7 protein-coding genes are annotated in these 16,552 nt (G+C 49.6%); all 7 read right to left on the bottom strand.

The window, feature by feature from the left end:
- Positions 1-254: 254 nt before the first annotated feature.
- A complete protein-coding gene (locus RCO25_RS09000) occupies positions 255-4,478 on the bottom strand; it encodes a PA14 domain-containing protein (RefSeq protein ID WP_308995812.1) in 4,224 nt (1,407 codons plus the stop codon).
- A gap of 351 nt (positions 4,479-4,829) precedes the next feature.
- Positions 4,830-5,558, bottom strand: a complete 729-nt coding sequence (locus RCO25_RS08995; RefSeq protein WP_308995811.1) for an MOSC domain-containing protein — start codon at positions 5,556-5,558, stop codon at positions 4,830-4,832.
- A gap of 26 nt (positions 5,559-5,584) precedes the next feature.
- Positions 5,585-6,028 carry an SRPBCC domain-containing protein gene (locus tag RCO25_RS08990; protein ID WP_308995810.1) on the bottom strand — a complete coding sequence of 148 codons (444 nt, stop codon included), beginning with the start codon at positions 6,026-6,028 and terminating at the stop codon, positions 5,585-5,587.
- A 225-nt stretch (positions 6,029-6,253) separates the two neighbouring features.
- The gene (locus RCO25_RS08985) at positions 6,254-11,890 is read right to left on the bottom strand and encodes a GH32 C-terminal domain-containing protein (RefSeq protein ID WP_308995809.1); all 5,637 of its coding nucleotides are present in this window, start codon (positions 11,888-11,890) and stop codon (positions 6,254-6,256) included.
- 667 nt (positions 11,891-12,557) lie between these two features.
- Positions 12,558-13,580, bottom strand: a complete 1,023-nt coding sequence (locus tag RCO25_RS08980; RefSeq protein WP_308995808.1) for a PfkB family carbohydrate kinase — start codon at positions 13,578-13,580, stop codon at positions 12,558-12,560.
- Positions 13,556-15,049 (bottom strand): glycoside hydrolase family 32 protein, encoded by a 1,494-nt coding sequence (locus RCO25_RS08975; protein WP_308995807.1) that lies wholly within the window; start codon positions 15,047-15,049, stop codon positions 13,556-13,558. The genes RCO25_RS08980 and RCO25_RS08975 overlap by 25 nt, the downstream gene beginning before the upstream one ends.
- Positions 15,050-15,077: 28 nt before the next feature.
- On the bottom strand, positions 15,078-16,538 hold the full coding sequence (locus RCO25_RS08970) for a glycoside hydrolase family 32 protein (protein ID WP_308995806.1): 1,461 nt from the start codon (positions 16,536-16,538) through the stop codon (positions 15,078-15,080).
- Positions 16,539-16,552: the final 14 nt, after the last annotated feature.

Below are 16,552 nucleotides of genomic sequence, written 5' to 3'. Positions count from 1 at the left end.
TTATTCTAAAACAGTTTATATATAATTTATAGAAGTGAAATATTTATTACTTAATTATAATTAGAATACTTGCTATACTTTTGTATACTAAAATGCAATAAAATCCTATTATAATTTATCCAATTTAATACATAAATACATGAATATGAACATGCCAGGTACTGTGGCAATCCGCCAGTTATGTTAATAAAGAAAAGGAACAGCTGCCATAGCAAACTGCTCCTTGGTTGTTTAACTAAAGCGTCCCTTTAGCTTTACGAAAAGATCTTCTGCGCCATTTTTGCAAGATCTTCAATATCTACCCTAGCATCGCCATTCAAATCAGCGGTTTTTGCAACGTTCCAGTCCGGACTGTTACTGTCTTTGCCGTAATGGATGGCAACGATCGCTATATCACCAATCGAGAATTTACCGTCATGGTTCAGGTCGCCGTCTAAACCGTTGCCCTCAATCCTCACAGCAAGCTCAGCGGGAGCAGCTTCAGTCTCCTTGCCTTCCCCATCGGCCATCACTGCATGAATCACCGAAACTTTACCAGATGAATTAGGAGACCCTTTCACTTTAAATACTACGTGAACAAGCGGTAACTCCTGCTTGCTTTGAGTCTCTTCACCAATGTACGCCAGTACCATGCGAACACTGCCTTTCCCTTCATCAGCATACTTCACAACTTCTATTCCGTCCGCAGCAGAGCTTACTTCCTGAAGCTCAAACAAATCTGCATTATAGTTCATCGTAATATCAGAAGCGAACACATCGTTTGTTACATTCGATACACCTAACTTAACTGTAAACGTCGAACCTTCTTTTACACTGCCAGCGCCATCCAATGTCATGCTATCGCTTAGTTGCGTCTGTCCGCTAATTACAACGGTTTTGGTTCCCGTGACTCCAGAATTATCTTTCGCAGCTGCTTTCACGGTTACCGTACCATTGCTCACAGCTGTTAATAGTCCTGACTCATTAATGGTTGCCCTTCCCGCTCCATTTTCTACAGACCAAGTGACTGCTGAATTCGTGGCATCCGAAGGAGAAACCTGCGCTGTTAATTGAAGCGTGCCGCCGCTAGCCGTAATCGCAGAATCACCATTGATGACGATGCTCTCAATTGGCTTAACCGTATCTTCCATTTCAGTCACATTAATGTTATCGAACGTTACGTTAGCCTTATAGGTTCGAAGTCCGATAGCACCTTCTGAAAATGTATTGTCTACAGCGCTTACCACAAGTGTATCATCGACATAAACCTCAATGTTCGGTCCCTTGGCCACAACTTTCAACCGATATACGGTATCTACGCCGATCGGCGGGGCTGCTTTATTCGCCAGTTCTGTCCAATTGTTATCAAGCCTGCCTAGCTGAACTCGCCCCGCTAGTGTAATACCAGCATAATATCCCTGCAGGTTATCACTGCCAACAGTCGGATTAGTAACCCTAAATATAACGCCAGCATTGGCTAAATTGGGGCTGGCACTCATAGAAACATCCGTTTCGTAAGTGAAATCTTGGAAGTTAATATCATTAGCAACCGCTTTAAAGCCTTCTCCGTTAATCACGGAGTACGCACCGCTGGCAGCACTCCACTCGCCGCCATAAGTCGTCCAACCTTCTGCGTTCAAATCGTCAAACTTCTCAATGAAAGGCAAAGGATTGTTGATTTTGGCGCGAAATTGTTTGACAGCCGCATTTAAAGCATCTATTGCTACCTTAATACCATCCGTGGTGGCTTGAGCGTTGTCATAGACAACCTGGGCGTTTGCGATAGCAGCAGAGAAATCATGGATTACTTGCTGCTTATACTGTCCTGGGCCATCCCCTACTGCTGCATTGTCACGAATTTGCTTCGCAGCGTTGATGTTGTTCATTAGATCGGATTTATTGCTATTCCCGATTAATTCCCTATGCGCTGCGGCAACGCGCGCGAAGTCAACCTTCTCCACTTTGCGGTCATAACTTAATAATCCATTTATTTCGTACTCCACATCCGCGATTTGCGTATACACCGCCGCACTGAGTCCGGGTTTATCTTTCATTTTTTTAACCATATTAATATAACTAATATACTTATCCGTTAACTCTTCCTTACTCTTCATTAGTAGTTCAGAGTAAACGATCAAAGGACTGAATTCATGCCCTGGCACTCGAAGGCCTAACCCCCCATATTCTCCAAGTGTTGCCGCCCGGTATTCCGAAGGTGTGGGAGAATCCGGTGCAGGATACCTGTGCCAATCCAAGAAATGGCCCGCTTTGGATTCGTTTTCTCCGCCTCCCGCATCATACCACCCCGTAACACCGTTAATGAGACGAGTCGGGTCCGCATTTAGCGCATGTGCGATAGCTTCCCTGGTATAATCCCCGCCATTGTCGAATTGACCCCACCCTTCATTAAACACAACATATACGATAATGGATGGGGAATTCTGTAATTGCTTTATCATCTCATCGAATTCTTTGTAGTATTGCGGTTGAGCCGAAACATCTCTACTCGTTCCGCTCGGCATGTCCTGCCAAACGAGAAGACCCAGTTTATCTGCCCAGTAATACCAACGGGCCGGTTCAATCTTAATATGTTTGCGGATCATGTTCATATCCATACGCTTTTCAGCTTCAATATCAAATTTCAGCGCTTCGTCTGTTGGGGCTGTATAAAGGCCATCCGGCCAGTAGCCCTGATCCAAAGTCCCCATCTGAAACACGAATTTACCATTCAACAAAGGACGTTGGATTCCATCGACTTTCTCCAGTTTTACTTCCCTCATACCGAAGTAGCTGTCAATTTTATCGACTACCGTTCCGCCATCCTTCAATGATACTTTTAAATCGTAGAGGAACGGATCATCCGGTGTCCACCATCTCGCGTTTGGTACCGGAAGCAGCAGCTCTTCATCGGCGCCTCCGCTGATGCAGCCGACTTCAACGCCATTCATTAGAGCCACAGCTTCTACTGTTTTACCTGCTCCATTTACAGTATCTACCGATAACTTCAATTGGCCATTCCAAATATCCGGCACCATATCCATCCGTTCAATGCTTGCGTTAGCGACAGGCTCCAGCCATACCGTTTGCCAAATACCAGAGACCGAAGTATACCAAATGCCTCCTGGTTGAACTACCGTTTGCTTACCTTTGATTTGATCCCCTTTGGTATCCGTATAATCGAGTACATGAACGATCAATTCATTCTCCCCAGGTTTCAGCTGATCCGTTATATCGAAGCTAAATGAGGTGAATCCGCCTTTATGGCTTCCTACCTTTGTTCCGTTCACATACACATCCGTTTCATAATCAACTGCACCAAAATTCAATTTCACATGTTGTCCATTCCAATTTTGCGGTACGGTGAAGTTTCTCTTGTACCACATTAACTGTTCTTGGCGCTGGATGCCTGAAAGTCTGGATTCCACTGCAAATGGTACAATGATGTTTTCATTAAGTTTTTTGCCTGTTGGAAGCAAATCTCCCTCTTTCGCAGGCTGGAATTCCCATTTCCCATTAAGGTTAAGCCACTGATCACGGACCATCTGCGGTCTTGGGTATTCCGGCAAGGGATTGTTTGCATCTACCTGGCTTGCCCACGGAGTTTCTATCTGATAAGTTGAATTGTTTTTTATCGCAAGATAGAATTCTTTTACCGGCTGGTTGGTTGCATCATACACAAGGGCTCCGCCGCCTGTATATCCGATATTGGCCATGGGCGCATCCTGGGAATACATCGGATACTCAAACTCGATTTGGATTGTTTTAGAATCGCCTGACTTCAATGCTGCCGATTTGATCGGCCAATCCTTCCCTAACACATTGACGGAGAGCTGCTCCCGCACGTTGCTGCCAAGCTCGGCTAATGCCTCCGAAAATGTAAATTCTGCATGCAGACCGTCAGGAAAGACCGATCCTGATACTGGCCCGTTATTTTCAAAACCGACAGGCAAAGTGAAGGCTGTCGCAGGCACGATTTGCTTCGGCACACTTTGGCTTCCCCAACGTAAAAACAAGTTAGATCCACCGTCATTTTCAAAATATTCAACTTTAATGTCATATTTCTGCCCTGCTGCCAATGGAATCGGACTGCTCGTTTGTTCCTTATCCCAGTCAGCGACCCAATGGTCGATGACTAGTTTGTTTTCAATCCACAGTCTAAAACCATTATCACCAGTCATCCAGAACGTATAGTTTTCAGAAAATTCTGGTGTGATCTGTCCTGTCCATCTTACATTCACACGATTGTTCTGACCTACCAGCGTCATGAATGCTCCTTCCAATGAACTAAAATTAATATACAGATCGACTATCGTCGTTATCAAGTCTTCAAACCTAAACTCACCGGGTCCGGAGTTCTTGTAATATTCCGCTTTCAATCCATAATTAGTCCCATTAGGTATGGGATCTGCTGCATGTCCAATGGAAACGTTATACGGAAGAATGATGGAGATAAGCATTGAAAAAATAAGTAATTGCACAAGGCTTTTAGTCATTTTCATTTTTATAATCTCCTCTTTTTTATAACTTGCTAGAGTTGGTAAATATGCTGCCTAGTCAGATTTATCCGCATGCAGATAGGTTTGCGAAACGGACAGCTCATCTATATTTCTTCATATAAGGCCCCCCTTCGCTCTGAAATGAAAGTGCGAACATTTTTTTGAAAAGCAATGCGCTTGTAATCAGCATACAAGTCCCCCTACCCCTGTGTATTTACAAATAACAGGTATTTTTTGTAATTTTACGCTAATATGTTTGAACGTCGAAAAGCCCTCATCTGTTAACAAAATGAGGGCTTTCTGATACTTACTTCATAACCTTGCAACAAGCTAGCCTAACCTCTGTTCCAAACCCTATCTATCCATAAGATGTACCTGATCCCCCGCATGGATAACGCCCGTTTTCTCGACGGATGCGTATACCCCGAAGTTTAATCTCATCTCTTCATTGATTTTTCGCAATAAGGATCCATCGCGTTCAAGGGTGTCCGGATCCAGCGTAACCATCGAGCATCGGTCACAGTATTTGTCCACATGCAATTGAGCGCTGCCTACGGAGAGCCGTTTCCCTATCCAATCCTTTTCGCTAAAACCGCTTTCGTCCACTTTCACGACAATATTTGCTCGAAAACGGCGCTCATCTAACGGCTTCCCCCATAGGGCTTCAAGCTTCCGCAAGCTTGTATCGATGATGATGAGGATGCTGCCCTCATCCACGGCTTTAAGATCCGGACTTTGTGTTTGATAGCTTCGCATCAGCATCTTCTTCTTGGAATACCGCTGCATTTCGGTTAGCAAATCATCGTCCCAGCCAAAATTCCTGCCCTCCGGAGAGGTTATTTTTAGTTGAGCATCATCCGATTTCGCGTTCTCGTCAACAAGTTTCGCTTTGTAAGAAAGCATGGCCGGAATATCCCTTGCTGTGAAGAAGCTATCCCAGCCTTCCTTTGTTTCGTCAAAAAAAGCGTGGCAGCGGTCGCCTTTTAATCCGTATGTATCTATTTGGCATGCATCCAAGCCCTCCCCGGCAAATGACTTCACCGGATAACGGTTTATAGCGCTAATTAGGCCTATCCGCGACAATCTAAAAACCTCCTCATGATCTAACCTCAATAAGGCAAGCTTCTGCCTTCGATAAGCGCCTTTAGGTTCTCCAGCGACATCGCATAACCTTCCTTAGTCGGCTTGGTCTGATCATCGGACTCATATCCCGTCTCGGTTATTGTTACTTGCGTACCATCCTTCTCAGCAGCAAGGAGAAATGTGGTAATCATGGCTGGCTCCAGCACGCCCAGATCCCAACGAAGCGCAAAACGCCGACAGCTGTCGAGTGACTCAATCACCGCCTGCATGGTAACAACCTCAGACCCCGAATGATATTTATTGGGCGAATGATGGAAGTAAACGATTTCTCCTTCCTTTAGTTCTTTAATTTCCCAAGGTGAGCCCGGGGAATACCACAGGGTAAGCTGTTCCCCTTCCGTTACCGCTTGCCATACCCGCTCCGGCATGGCGGAGATCCATATGCTGCAGACAACCGTTACCTGTTCCATAAGCAGCCCCTTTTTTTCATTCATTAGTTGCTATTATTATAATATAAACGCGATTGGCAAGCGAGATAAGCCAAACGTGCTTCGTTACCGGATGCGGTTTGCAATACAGCTTTGAAGAATACGGCTTCGTCTCTTAGATCGCTGCGTATTACTGCATCCGGCAAAATAGAAAAGAGCCCCCGTCCCATCAACGTGAGCATTGACCGAGACAAAGAGCCCTATGATTTAAATATACGATACTTGCTTCAGCAGGTTATGAATGATGGTTGCCGCTTGTGCTCTCGAAAGGGAATGCTTAGGCAGAATCTGCATATTCGCATCGCCTTTCACAATACCGGCCTTAATCAAATAGGCAATGGATGGCCGCGCCCAAGCGGAAGCGGCTTCGCCGTCTTCATAATGCTCAAGTATTTCGGCCTCCTCAGCGGCAGTTAGGGGAATGTACGTCTCCCCTAAGATTTGATTAAGCGCATTTGCCTGCATGACCATGCCCTGCTCCCTCGTCATACTTGTGCTTCCGCGAAAACTACCGTCCTCATAGCCGCTTATCAAGCCCTTATCCGCAGCAATGACGATCGCATCATGGTCCCACATGCTTTCCTTTACATCCAAGAATCGACTGCCTCCTTCAACAGGCTGCATAAGACCGAGCGACCGGACGAGAATAGCGCCAAACTCGGAGCGAGTGAGATTCCGTTTAGGCGAGAACACATGTGCTTCCGATCCCGTTAGAATAAGACGCGAAGAAAGGCTGTCGATCGCTTCCTTTGCCCAGTGGCCGTCTGTATCAAAAAACGATGGGGCGTTAGCAATGAGCGTGTACATCGAGCTATTATTCCAATCGATTACTCTCGCATAATCGGTTTGGCCGATCCGCTCGATCACCGTCGGCAGATGATTGATGGAACCGTCTGCATAAACAGCCGCCGCAGTAGCCAGCTTGGCAGGATCCATTTTCGAGGGCAGCGCCAAATATTTAACGGTTTTCCCCTCGCTGGAAATATCCATGCTCAAATCGCCATAGCTAAGCGACATCACAGCAAGAATAGGGTCGGACAGCAGCAAGGTATAACCGCCTTTGGCCGCGGCAGCTTTCGTAAGCTTCTGAATTTGCTCTGAAGCTTTGCCAAATCTGAAGCTGACTTTAATGTCATCGCTAGAAACCTCGCTGCCGAATGAAGCTAATGCTTTCTTCCAATCCTTGCTTGCTTCCAGCGGAATTATGCCGTAAGCCGTATGAAGGGTTAAAGTAGAACCGCTGCTGCTAAGTAATTCCATTACCGCCGCGGTTAAACCCTCTAAGCGAACCTTATCCGCCGTAACAGCTTTAATAGCCAGGTTATGGTTTTGCCCAGCCCCAAGCAAAAGCTTAAGCTTGCCCGTATCCACTACGATCGTAGTCAGGCTGCCTTCCGCGGTTTGTTCGGTCTTAGCCGTGGCAAAGGACTCTGCCTGTCCATCCATTAGCATCGTAATTGCTCCGCTGCCAGAAGCGCTTGGATTTGGTGATCCCGTTCCATTCCCAGAGCTCCCCTCACCCGAATTGCCTCCGCTCTCGCCGCCGTTCCCATCATCCGGATTGCTGCTTCCTCCGTCTCCGGAGCCTTCTGCTTCACTGCCTTCATCGCCGCCTGAGGGTGGAACCAGCTCCACAAGACTCCATTTTTGCGCGGCAAACGCATTTCGCTCCCATAGCTGAACAGCCGTGCCGGCTTCGGTACTGCCGCTGTCCACATCCAGTCCCTTCCCGCTGTTAACGGCTACGATGCCAATGGTGCCATCCTCATTCTCAGGCATAGTCCAGCATTGATTGCCGAAGCCGAAGTTTCGCCATATTTGCAGATGCGAGCCGTTATCCGATCCCGAAGCGTCAAGCGCTTTCCCGCTATAGGCTCCGCGTATCGTGAAGGTGCCGTCAGCCGCTTCTTCCACATACCACTTCTGGCTATCAGCGCCCGAATCCGTTTGAATCCTCACGCGGGCGCCGTTCGTTCCGTTATCAGCCTCCAGCACCTTACCGCTGCTCGGATTTACGATTTTATAGACCTTTTCCTGCAATGGTTCCGCAGCTGTTGCAATGACGTTCTGATAGGAAGCTTTCCCGCCGAATACGTTTAAGCCAAAATAGCCCCTGGCAAAGGTCACGTCATTTACGTCGATGATCGGCTCACTGCTGCCGTCAAAATAAATTTTGATATTCGATCCGCTCGCAACGATTTTGATGCGGTAGGTTTTTCCGGGCGACATGTAGATCGGCACCTTGGCCACCAGCTGATCGTCCTGAAACGCCCCATTATCCTTATGAAATAGCCGCACAGCCTTCATATTGGGGTCGACGTTGAAATAATAGCCGCTTGAACCGTCCGCATTGGCTCGGAACAGCATGGAGGCTGCGCCGCCGGCAGAATCAAGCTTCAAATCAGCCTCGTAAGTGAAATTGCGGGCGCTCACCTCCGACATATAATTGGAATCTTTATCGAACCTGCCGGATATCCCGTCCGCAGTCGTAAACCATTCTCCTTTGGATGCGGACTGCCAACCTGTGAGATTGGTTTGCAGCTTGCCTACAGTAACAACCGTTTGGCCGATTATGCCTCCATCCGGCGTCGATGCCGTTAGTATCGCTCTGCCCTCACCGGCCGCGGTCACAGAAACGCTGCGTGAATCGGTACCGGATATGCCGGCAACAGCAGCGTTGCTAGTGCTCCATGTTACAGCTTTATCGGCTGCTGAATGCGGAAGCACCGAAGCATAAAGACGATGAGTCTGGCCGACTGCAAGCTCCAGAGCGCGGGTGTCCATTACGATATTCCCAGCCGCTTGGCTGCTGCTTGCTTCCTCCCGCCAAATGGATTTCAGCGGATATACGTCCATCGAAATCACCTTTATATTCCCGCCTTTAGCGTAGAAGCTCATGCCATCCCTTGCTGCTCCCGGGAAAATCAAACTCGATATAACAGCCGATCCGTCTTGGCCGAATACTTCAACCGAGGACTCGTCAACGAAAATCCGCAGTTGGATCCGGCGGTCTGCATCTAAAGTAAGATTAGCCCCCTGTACCGGACGAAACAGCTGTGTAAAATCATTCCGCCCTGCCGCCGACCGATCGACGAACAGGTTATTGGAGCCAGTTTGATAACCAATAACGGTCTGCTCGCCGCCAAGCTCCCGGACACCAAAACCAAATTCCGCAGCGGCCTGTTCATCTGGCAGCTCCAGCTCTGCCACGATTTCATAGGCTGTTCCCGTCACGCCTGAAAGCAAATTTCCGCTTGCCGGCGTGATCACTTCATTGCTCCAGGAAAGTACGTCGCCTCGGAGCGTTTCCAGCTCCTCGATGGGCTGCTGAACGAGACGTATGTCTCCGTTATCATTTAGTTTGAGCTTCAGCTCGCGAGGAACAGACATTTGGCCTTTCCATGGTGAGGTCGGGAAGGCAAAAGGATAATCCCAGTTCGACATCCAGCCGATTTCTACCCGTCGTCCGTCCGGCATATCAGCGAAAGTCATAGCGGCATACATATCTCTGCCGCTTTCATGACGCAATACCGTCTCCGGCGTATTGTCGCTTGTAAAACGCTGTCCATCGAAGCTGCCGACAAAATATTCCGCATCCGAGCCATTCGTCTCCGCCCGTGCGCCTGTGCTGATCATCAGCACCCATTTCTTCACGCCGTCAACGACTAACGGAAAGAAGTCCGGGCATTCCCATACGCCGCCGTTATGAACGTAAGCGCCGTAGCCGAATGAATCGATCGGCGTCCAATCAAGCAAGTTCACAGAGGTGAAAAAGCGTATATGATCGCCGCCCGATACGACCATTACCCATTGATTATGCTCTTCGTCCCATACGACCTTTGGATCGCGGAAATCCCAGCCCGCTCCTGCGCCGCCAATGTTTTCAATTACCGGGTTGTCCTCATAGAAAGACCATGTGCGGCCTTTATCGCTGCTGTAGGCCACCCCGATTTTCTGATTGCCGTTCCATTTATCCGGGTTAAATGAAGTATAGTAAGCGATTAGTCCGCCACCCGCCACGCCGTTAAACAAACCGGATTTGTTTGCGGTATCCGCAACTGCCGAACCAGACCAAGCATGTCCCATCTCATTCCATTCGATTGCGATCGGCAGCAGCTTCCAATGAACGAGATCCGTGCTTACCGCATGCGCCCATTGCCCGCCGTCCTGATGGAAGAGATGATATTCTCCTTGGAAAAATACGAGTCCGTTAGGATCGCTTGCCCAGCCTCGCGGTTGTGTAAAATGGTACTGCGGACGATACAGCTCCGCTTGATAATCCACTTTGTCGGTCATATAAATATTTTGGAAATAGGCAGTCCCGTCCGTCACTTCCAAGCCGGACGTCCCGCTTATAAATTCATTGTTTTGCACGGACAGCGACGGCTCCGCAAAAGCCTCCAAATAGATCTTAATGTCAGCCCCGCTCGCCGCGGCCTCAATATGATAGCTTTTGCCGATTTGTACGGCCAGCGGCGAGCTCGCAATGACGCTTCTATCGTTTGCCCGCAGCAAGCGGATCTGATTCGCTGCCGCATTGATCTCCGCCACGTAGCCGGAAGTCCCGCCTGCATTCGAACGGAAGAGAAGACCTGCTGCTCCGGCAGCACTTGCAACCGTAACATCGCCTTCGAGCACCAAATCTGAAGCTGCGCTTGCAGATAGACGCGACAACGTCCCCGTCCCCGCGCTAACACCTTTCAGCCCTTCTAAGTGCGGAGTCCAAGCTCCGGCAGCCGCTGACCATCCACCCATATTCGTCCTAAAGGCGCTGACTGTCATATTCTGAAATACGGCTGCTCCATTGTAGAGCTGCAAACCAACCTGTCCTGCCGGATAAGCATGGTCTGTAACTGCTATTTTCGGTGCGTACCCGCCGCCAAAATAAACCTCCAGCCTCGACTGCTCGGCCTTAATGCGAACATGGTAAACCGCACCGACCTCAAGCTCCGTCGTGCTCACCCCAAGCTCCCGATCACCGTTCGTATCGATCAGGCGTATGCGTCCTGCATTCGGATCTACCTGCAGCGCATAAGCCTGCGAACCGTTCGCATTCGAGCGAATCAGCATCGCTGCTACGGCATAGCGGTCACGAATGAGAATATCCGCCTCATAGGTTAGATCATCCCCGTTCGTCGAGGCAATCGCGTAAGCGTTCTCATTTTCAGGAGCAGCCGCTGCCAAGCCTTGTGACGACATCGTCCACTGTCCGCCGGTGGTGCTCCAACCCGAGATATTCGTATCGATCTCACGCGTGCTAACCTCCGTAAACCGTACATTTCCGTTATAAATATGCAGGCCGACATTCCCGCTTGAATAAGAAGCACTCTGAACATCCAGCGCGAGTTGATCATCCACGTTAACGCGAAGGCTCAAGCCATCCCCGCTAACTTTGACATGATATGGCGTACCCGGCTCCAGCGCAAGCGCATAGGGCTGACCTATATCTTGATTGGTCGCCCAATCGAATAATCTAATCTTATCCATATTGGGATCCAGGCTTACGACATATCCTTTACTGCCATCCGCATTCGATCGAAACACGAGCGAGCCCACGCCATACGGCGTGTTTTGATCGACCGTTATGGTTGCCTCGTACTCAAAATACGAGCCGACTCCGGTCGATGACATGAAGAAAGCATTGGCGTCAGCTCTGCTGCTCCCGTTAACCGCAGCATTTCCCTCCGGCATCCAGCTCCCGGTAATGGGCGTATAGCCCTGCATCTTTTTCATCACGGGTGCAGCTTCCGCGGCATATACATGCTCGGCGCCATGCATCGGAAGAAGCAATGACCATACCAGCGAAATCGTTAATAGTAATACACCTATTCTATTAATACGCATCTATGAACCTCCTATATTTTATATAAACGAATAATTTAGATATGATGATCCGTTGCCGTTGACGCAGCCCATGCGGAGCGTCCGCTGCAATGCATTCTCTTAGCCAGGTATCTGAAAATAAAATTAACGGTAAAAACTCCTGCTAAATCCGCCGCTTTAGGTCGCAAACGGCATTTAAATGGAAAATATCCCGTTAATTTCTAGCTAACAGCCATTTTCAAGCATTCGGATTGGTATTAGCTGGAGAAAATCCTGTTAATTGAAACAACGCCGCATGCAGCGTCCAATTAGCAGGAATATTTCCTGTTATTTCATCTACATCATCGAAAAAAGAAAGATCACTCTTACGAGCCGAAGGTAAGCGCTTTCTAAAGGAAACGAAAAATAAGGGAACTACGCATTCGCTAACGCTCGATGAAGAGCAATAAGCGCGACATCGCTCTTATTGCCGTTCATCCTCGTTTCCTGAGAGACTTATCTAACCACATACGAACATGAGTGACGTAATCGCTCCAAGAATCGGCATCGTCAGAATTAAAGTTCATCTTCGTTCCACTGAAGCGAACCTAATCTATCTTGCAGAAGCGCCCGCGAGGGGCGCAATCGCTCCAAGCATCGGCATCGTCAGGCTTAACATTCATCTTCCGTCCACTGAATCGAACCTAATCTATCTTGCAGAAGCGCCCGCGAGGGACGCAATCGCTTCAAGCGTCGGCATCGAAGGGATAGCTCCCTTACCCGTCGCGGCGAGCGCGCCCATTGCGTTGGCGAACGCGAGCATCGACTCCAGCTGTGCCTGCGTCCAAACGTTTCGAGCAGCTGCGCGTTCGGTCAGCAGAGTGTAAAGAATGCCTGCGAAGAAGGCATCCCCCGCTCCTGTCGTATCCTTGACTTCGACCAGATAACCCGCATGCGAAGCGGTTGCCTCGCCTGCCCGGCAATAGCTTCCTTCCGCGCCAAGCGTGACAAGCAGCAAGAACATGGATGGAAATTGCTCTGCCAGCTGCTTGGTTCCCGTCTCAAGATCACGAGTTCCCGTTAAGAACAGAAGCTCCTCCTCCGACAGCTTTACCACATTCGCATATTGAAGCCCTTCCAATATCCGATCCTTCGCCGCAGCTTCGTTCTCCCATAACGACAAGCGCAAATTCGGATCATAAGAGATGAGCAGTCCTTTGCTTCTCGCATAAGCGGCTGTACTTAGGGTTGCTGTCCGAGATGGCTCATGAGTCATTGAGATCGAGCCGTAGTGAAAGACTCTAGCCGAATCGATCAGCCCGCGGTTTATATCCTCCTCATGCAGCATATGGTCGGCACCCGGTTGACGGTAGAAGGAGAAGGAACGGTCACCGTCCGCGTCCAAATGAACGAAAGCAAGCGTCGTTTTGGCTTCCAATGTGAGCAGCAGCCCCTCCGTGCCAATGCCGCATTGCTCCAGCACATCCTTCAAATAACGGCCAAAAGCATCCTCGCCTACCGCTCCGATGAACGAAGTCGCAAGTTCCAGCTTGGCTAAAGCAGCCAGCACATTCGCAGGCGCACCGCCCGGATTTCGTTCAAATAGCGGCTGCCCCTGCTCGGATACGCCATGCGGCGTGAAATCGATCAGCAGCTCGCCAAGCGCAACAACATCCAAGCCTTTGCTTGTCATAGCTTTATCATTCGTTACCAAATCGAGTTCAACTCCCATGCATCCAATGTCTCCAGCTTTGCCGTTCCGCCTCGAGCGAAAAAGGAAATTCCTAAGTCCTTCGGATTCGGGTAAACCCGATTGGTTATTGCAATTCTTCCCTCGCCGGCAAACAACTCGATCGAGGAACGATCGAGGAATAGCCTTATCCGCAGCCGTCCGTCCGCCTGTTTGAGCAGCGGCGCTTCACTGACTCCGCCGTCACCCTCACCGCCTAGATTGCGGTCCATATAGATTTTCTGTTCCGTAATAGAGTAACGAATTTCCGTATAGCCAGAACCATCCTCCGAGCAGCGGACACGAACGCCTACCTCTGACGCATCAGTGACGGCCAGATCATAAACAATATCCAATTCTACGGAATCGCCATGAACAGCGTCTATCGTTACAAAATTATTGTCCGCTAATGCGACATCGGCAGCAGCCGTATGCTGTCCGCGCAGCGCAGCGAGCTCCGGTACCGGGTGGCTGCGCAGCGTGCCGTCGTCCGCAAGCGTCAGCTCGCGCGGCAATGTCATCCCGCCAAGCCAGCCATGGGCTTGCTCCGGCATCGTTGCTCCCCAAATGTTCATCCAAGCGATCATAATTCTTCTGCCTTTATCGTCAAGCAGCGTTTGCGGCGCATAGAAATCGAAGCCGTAATCGATTTGCGCCGCATGCTTCTGCTCAAAACGACAGCTGTCATAATTAAAAGTCCCAGCAAGATACAAGTTTTTGACCGGCGCAACGTTCATTGGAGAAATAAGCAGCACATGCTGTTGATCCGATCCTATCGGAAATAGATCCGGGCATTCCCACATATCACCCATTGTGCCGTCGCTTTCTGCCGCCGCCCCTTGGTAGTCCCAGCTGATCAGATCTGCCGATGTGTAAATAATGCCTTTGCCGAGCCCGTCTTTGCCATAACCGACAATCATGTACCACTTCTCCCCGTGCTTCCATACCTTCGGGTCGCGAAATCCGAACCGCTCGGCATCCGGCGAATCGCCGATTACGGGATTAGCGGTATGCTTATGGAAAGTTACACCATCGATACTGGTCGCAAGGCATTGCACTTCTTCCGGCGTTTTACCGTCGACATGACCGGTATAGACGAGTGTCAAGACGCCGTTGTTGTCTACCGCGCTCCCAGACCAACAGCCCTGTCCGGCATTGCCGCCTATGTCGTAATCCTCGGATGGAGCGAGAGCAACCGGCAAATGCTCCCAGCGGACCAGGTCCTTGCTTCTGGCGTGACCCCAGTGCATCGGCCCTTGCTTCGCCTGATAGGGATCATGCTGATAGAACAAATGATAATGGCCGTCAAAATATATCATCCCGTTCGGATCATTCATCCAGCCCGCCGGCGGCATCATATGATAGTGGAGCCGGTACTTCCCATCCAGTTTATTCGCATTCTCTCTCCATGCTTTTTCTGCTTGCGCAATAAAAGCCTGGTGTCCATCATGCTTGCTTATCGTATTTTTCATCCCACTCACCTATCCTTGCTTGCTATTTTTATTTGTGCCAAATGGATTTCAATCGATAGACGTCAACGCTCCGGAATACGGCGGAGCCGCCGCTCGCAAATAATTCGAGGCCATGGCTGCCGGGCGCCGGGTATACCAAAACCGTAAAAACCTTCTCCCCGTTGCCAACAAACAATTCAATCACCGATTCATCTACAAATGCATGAAAGGTTATTCGATTATTCGCTGCCTTGTAAGGGGCGGTAAATCGTTTGCCAAAATCAAAAGGCTCACCCTCACGATTAATAAAATCATTCCGCCCGGCATTCATCCGGTCCACAAAAACCGTCTGCCCAGCCGTTTCATACCCGAAGGCCGCCGACTCCGATCCTGACTGCGAGCAAAGCACGCGAATGCCGAAGGACTCGGCGTCCTTCCACTCCATTTCCGCTACCAGCTCGAAAGAAGCGCCCTGGAAGTCAAGCTTCACAACCTGATCGGATGCTTCTACGAAGGCAAATCGAAGCGCATCTGTTCGTAATCGCTTGAGTTCAGCAATGGGCTTCTGGCATAGCCCGATTACCCCCTCGTAATCTGTCCGAAGCTCCAGCGTGCGAGGCACCGACATTCCGCCCTTCCACGGCTCCGTCGGTCCAGCAAACGGATATTTCCAGTTCGATGTCCAGCCAAGCCAAACGCTGCGGCCGTCCTCCTCCGGCATATCAGAATAAGTCACCGCCGCATAAAAATCTTGGCCATAATCGGTCCAGCGGATATGCTCGCCTGCCGCATCATCATTTATAAAGCGTTGTCCGTCGAACTCCCCAATAAAATATTGCGCAGTGGAGCCATCTGTTTCTTTGTTGTCGCCAATGCTGACATGCAGCACCCATTTCAAGCGGTCAGCATCCCTGTCTACCGGAAGGCAGAACAGATCGGGGCATTCCCACACCGCAGCTTGTGAGCCTTGGCCTTCGCCGAACTCGCTCTCGAAATGCCACGCCGTCAAGTTGCTGGACGAATAAAAATAGACTCTTTTGTCCACGGACACCACCATCACCCATTTGCCGCTCAGCTCATGCCAGAACACGTTCGGATCGCGAAAGTCGCGGATGCCTGGATTCGGAATAACCGGATTGCCGGCATATTTGGTCCAGCTCGTTCCATGATCAGAGCTGTAAGCGAGGCTTTGGGATTGCAAGCCCTCCTTGTAATGAGTGAACAAGGCAACTAGCCCTGCTTCACCGCCAAACAATCCGCTTGTATCCTGTTTGTCTACGACACAGCAGCCTGACCATATATCGCCAAGCTCATCCGAAACAAGCGCAAGCGGCAAATGCTCCCAGTGAATGAGATCACGGCTGACCGCATGCCCCCATCTTCCAGTAAACTGGTAAAACTGATGATAGATGCCTTCAAAAAATACCATGCCGTTCGGATCGCTCATCGGTCCGTTTGGCGGTGTGAGGTGGAATTGCGGCCGAAACCGCTCCTTGTATAGCTCCGTCACGCTTTTCCCTCCAA

It is taken from the genome of Paenibacillus sp. LHD-38, assembly GCF_031157315.1.
Classification (GTDB): domain Bacteria; phylum Bacillota; class Bacilli; order Paenibacillales; family Paenibacillaceae; genus Pristimantibacillus.
Note: the sequence above shows the minus strand (reverse complement) of the source record. Positions and strands in the feature narration are given on the sequence as shown.

Excerpts from the sequence above, each read along its gene's own strand:
- RCO25_RS09000 (WP_308995812.1), bottom strand. The coding sequence starts at position 4,478 with ATGAAAATGACTAAAAGCCTTGTGCAATTACTTATTTTTTCAATGCTT.
- RCO25_RS08990 (WP_308995810.1), bottom strand. The coding sequence starts at position 6,028 with ATGGAACAGGTAACGGTTGTCTGCAGCATATGGATCTCCGCCATGCCG.
- RCO25_RS08985 (WP_308995809.1), bottom strand. The coding sequence starts at position 11,890 with ATGCGTATTAATAGAATAGGTGTATTACTATTAACGATTTCGCTGGTA.
- RCO25_RS08980 (WP_308995808.1), bottom strand. The coding sequence starts at position 13,580 with ATGGGAGTTGAACTCGATTTGGTAACGAATGATAAAGCTATGACAAGC.
- RCO25_RS08975 (WP_308995807.1), bottom strand. The coding sequence starts at position 15,049 with ATGAAAAATACGATAAGCAAGCATGATGGACACCAGGCTTTTATTGCG.